This is a genomic window from Actinomycetota bacterium, from assembly GCA_035540895.1.
In the GTDB taxonomy this organism is placed as follows: Bacteria; Actinomycetota; JAICYB01; order JAICYB01; family JAICYB01; genus DATLFR01.
Window position 1 is genome coordinate 1 of record DATLFR010000047.1, and the last position, 3359, is coordinate 3359.

Consider the following 3359-nt stretch of genomic DNA (forward strand, 5'->3'; position numbering starts at 1 on the left):
CCTATCAGGGAGCCCCCGCGTGATACCCAGCCGGCTCATCCGCGAGACCGTCGCCCTCCGGGACGGACGCAAGGTCGTCCTGCGCCCCATACGCGCCGACGACGCCCCCCGCCTGATCGCCTTCCACGAGCACCTTTCTCCGGAGAGCAGGTACTTCAGGTTCTTCGGGCCGAAGCCGGTCCTGCTGCCGGAGGAGGCCGAGTACCTCGCCAAGGTCGACCACCTCAACCGGTTCGCGATCGTGGCCGTGGGCACCGGAGACCACGACGGGGAGCTGACCGCGGTCGGGAGGTTCGACCTGGTCGCCCCGGACGTCGCGGAGCCGGCCATCGTGGTCCGCGACGACTACCAGGGGGTCGGTCTCGGCTCGGCGATCCTCGAGCGGATGGCGGAGATAGGCCGTGGACGGGGCGTCCGCCGGTTCAGCGGCGAGATCCTCGTCGAGAACAAGCGGATGCTCGAGCTGCTCCGCTCGACGCAGCTCGAGGTCGAGGTGGACGACGGGGTCGTCCGCGTCTCGGGTCCGGTGGGTGACTGGGGACCGGTCTTCAAGGCCCTGGAGATCGTGGCCCGGCAGGCGACGAGCGTCGCGGTCCGGGGGACGTCGTTGAAGCGAGGCCGCCGGCCCTAGTCCAGCTCCACGAGGCGGGCCGCGGCGCGGCCGTCGGCGATCTCCAGGAGGGCGACCGTGAAGGTGGGGGCGCGGCGGCGGTCCGTCGGGCTCCCCGGGTTCAGCAGCAGCAGGTCGTCGTGCTGCTCCACGAGCGGCATGTGGGAGTGTCCGAAGCAGACCACCTGGGCGTCGGGGAACGCGCGCCTGAGGCGACCCGGACGTCCCGCCGCCGATCCCGAGTCGTGCAACATGGCCACCCGCACACCCCCCACCTCGAGTTCGACCGTGTCGGTCGCCCCCCACTCCCGCACCGAGACCGGGTCGACGTTGCCCACTGCGCACCGCACCGGGGCGATCTCCGACAGCTCGTCGAGGAGGGCGGGATCGGCGACGTCGCCCGTGTGCAGGATCAGCTCCACATCGGAGATCGCCCGCCACGCCTCCACGGGAAGCGTCTTGGCGCGATAGGGCACGTGGGTGTCGCCGAGGACCGCGATCAGCACAGGCCGAGCGTAACCGGCATCATGTTCCGATGAGCAAGGGCGCCCTCACCCCGCAGGGCCAGGACTTCCCCCGCTGGTACCAGGAGGTCCTGGCCAAGGCCGAGATGGCCGAGAACGGGCCCGGACGCGGGACGATGATCATCCGGCCCTGGGGGTACGGGATCTGGGAGCGGGTCCAGTCGCGCATGGACGAGCTGATCAAGGAGACCGGCCACTCCAACGCGTACTTCCCTCTCTTCATCCCCTACTCGTTCCTCCAGCGGGAAGCCGAGCACGTCGAGGGGTTCAGCCCCGAGCTGGCGATCGTCACGCACGGGGGCGGAGAGGAGCTCGGAGAGCCGCTGGTCGTCCGTCCGACCTCGGAGACGGTGATCGGCGACGCCATGTCGCGGTGGATCCAGAGCTACCGCGACCTGCCGCTCCTGCTGAACCAGTGGGCGAACGTCGTCCGCTGGGAGCTGCGGCCCCGGCTGTTCCTGCGCACGACCGAGTTCCTGTGGCAGGAGGGGCACACGGCGCACGCGAGCTGGGAGGACGCCCAGGCCGAGACCATGCGCATCCTCAACGAGGTCTACTTCCCGGTCATCGACTCGACGCTCGCCGTCCCGGCCATCCGCGGCCGCAAGACCGACCGCGAACGGTTCGCCGGCGCCAAGGTCACGTACACCCTCGAGGCGCTGATGCGGGACGGCAAGGCGCTCCAGATGGGGACGAGCCACAACATGGGCACGAACTTCTCGCGCGCCTTCGACATCACCTACACCGACGAGGCGGGAGAGGTCCGGCAGTGCCACACGACGTCCTGGGGGGTCTCCACGCGGGTCATCGGAGGCCTGGTGATGACCCACGGCGACGACCGGGGCCTACGGCTCCCTCCCCAGGTGGCTCCCGTCCAGGTGGTCGTCCTGGCCGTGAAGGAAGAGGCGATCGAGCAGGCGGCCAAGCTGGCGGACGCGGCCCGCGCCGCCGGTCTGCGCGTGAAGCTGGACGACCGCACCGACCAGTCGTTCGGACGGCGCGCGGTCGACTGGGAGATCAAGGGGGTTCCGGTGCGCATCGAGCTGGGACCGCGCGACATCGCGTCCGGACAGGCGACCGTCGTCCGCCGCGACCGCGACGCCAAGGAGCCCGTTCCCCTCGAGGGGCTGGACCGCCGCCTTCCCGGGATCGTCGACGAGGTGGGCGCGGCGCTCCGCGAGCAGGCGGTGGCGCTGCGCGACGAGATGACGCACGACGTCTCCTCGATCGACGAGATCGACGGGACCGGGTTCTTCCGGATCGCCTGGGACGCGATGGGCCGCGAGGAGGGCGAGACGAAGCTCGTCGAGCGCGCGTACACCGTCCGGTGTCTCGTGAACGCCCACGGGGAGCCCCCCGCCCCCGAGGACGACACCGGCCTGGTCGCCCTCGTCGCGAAGTCCTACTGAGCGGTGCGGGTCGGCGCCCTGCCTCGGGACACGCCCTCCCGCGAAGCCGCCGCCCGGATACTCGTCGACTCCTTCCGCGAGCACTGGCCGCGCGCGTGGCCGACCGTGGACGACGCGCTGAAGGAGCTGGACGGGCTCCCGGTGGGACAGGCCGCCTTCGTGGGAGATGAGCTCGTCGGGGTGGCCGGCGCGATCCCGACATACGACGGGAACGTGTGGGAGGTCCACCCGTTGGCGGTGGCCGAACCACACCGCGGGCGTGGCATCGGGCGAGCGCTCCTCGACGCCCTCGAGTCGCTGGCCGCCGCGGCCGGCGCATCGACGCTCTGGGTCGGCAGCGACGACGAGGACGAGATGACTACGGTCGGGGGCCGCGATCTCTACCCGGACATCCTGGGGAGCCTGGCGGCGATCGAGGACGTGAACGGTCACCCCTATCGCTTCTACATGCGGTGCGGCTTCTCGCTCGCGGGCGTCGTACCCGATGCGAACGGACCCGGCAAGCACGACATCCTGCTCGCGAAGCGCGTCAGGAGAACCTGAACCGCGTCGCGTCGGTGAACAGCTCGTCCCACGCGAGCACGGTGTGGGGGGTGAGCTTCAAGGCCGCTCCGGACGTGTAGGCGGCCGGGTCGGCGGGTCCGTACTGGGGGTACTTGGCGAACGCGGCGTCGGCTAGCTGTGACAACCGGGGACGTTGTCCCTGGAGGAATGGGGTTGGGTTAGTTCCGTGAAGGGTTGAGCCCTCCGAGCGAGGTTGTGGGTGTCGAAGCTCACGACCTCGAAGGGAGGGCTCGTGTCTGAGCGTATCGGGCA

Annotated in this window: 5 protein-coding genes; 3 read left to right on the forward strand and 2 right to left on the reverse strand. The window is 70.5% G+C overall.

Annotation, left to right across the window (positions count from 1 at the left end; all coding sequences use genetic code 11):
• Positions 1 to 631: GNAT family N-acetyltransferase (locus VM840_02495; protein ID HVL80444.1), on the forward strand; the 631-nt coding region annotated here is incomplete at its 5' end.
• Here VM840_02495 and VM840_02500 read toward each other — a convergent pair.
• Positions 628 to 1116: a metallophosphoesterase family protein gene (locus tag VM840_02500; GenBank protein HVL80445.1), complete on the reverse strand. Its 489-nt coding sequence runs from the start codon at positions 1114 to 1116 to the stop codon at positions 628 to 630. The two genes, VM840_02495 and VM840_02500, sit on opposite strands and share 4 nt — an antisense overlap.
• A gap of 29 nt (positions 1117 to 1145) precedes the next feature.
• Here VM840_02500 and proS point away from each other — a divergent pair, with 29 nt between their 5' ends.
• Together proS and VM840_02510 are read left to right on the forward strand one after the other, a co-directional pair.
• Positions 1146 to 2543: a proline--tRNA ligase gene (gene proS, locus VM840_02505; GenBank protein ID HVL80446.1), complete on the forward strand. Its 1398-nt coding sequence runs from the start codon at positions 1146 to 1148 to the stop codon at positions 2541 to 2543.
• A gap of 3 nt (positions 2544 to 2546) precedes the next feature.
• Positions 2547 to 3086, forward strand: coding sequence for a GNAT family N-acetyltransferase (locus tag VM840_02510; GenBank protein ID HVL80447.1), 540 nt, complete (start codon positions 2547 to 2549; stop codon positions 3084 to 3086).
• On the opposite strand, the gene VM840_02515 is transcribed toward VM840_02510, so the two are convergent.
• The gene (locus VM840_02515) at positions 3073 to 3231 is read right to left on the reverse strand and encodes a hypothetical protein (GenBank protein HVL80448.1); all 159 of its coding nucleotides are present in this window, start codon (positions 3229 to 3231) and stop codon (positions 3073 to 3075) included. The genes VM840_02510 and VM840_02515 overlap by 14 nt on opposite strands.
• Between the last annotated feature and the right edge of the window lie 128 nt (positions 3232 to 3359).

Bases quoted from the DNA above. Each gene is read 5' to 3' on its own strand.
- proS (HVL80446.1), top strand. From the start codon at position 1,146: ATGAGCAAGGGCGCCCTCACCCCGCAGGGCCAGGACTTCCCCCGCTGG.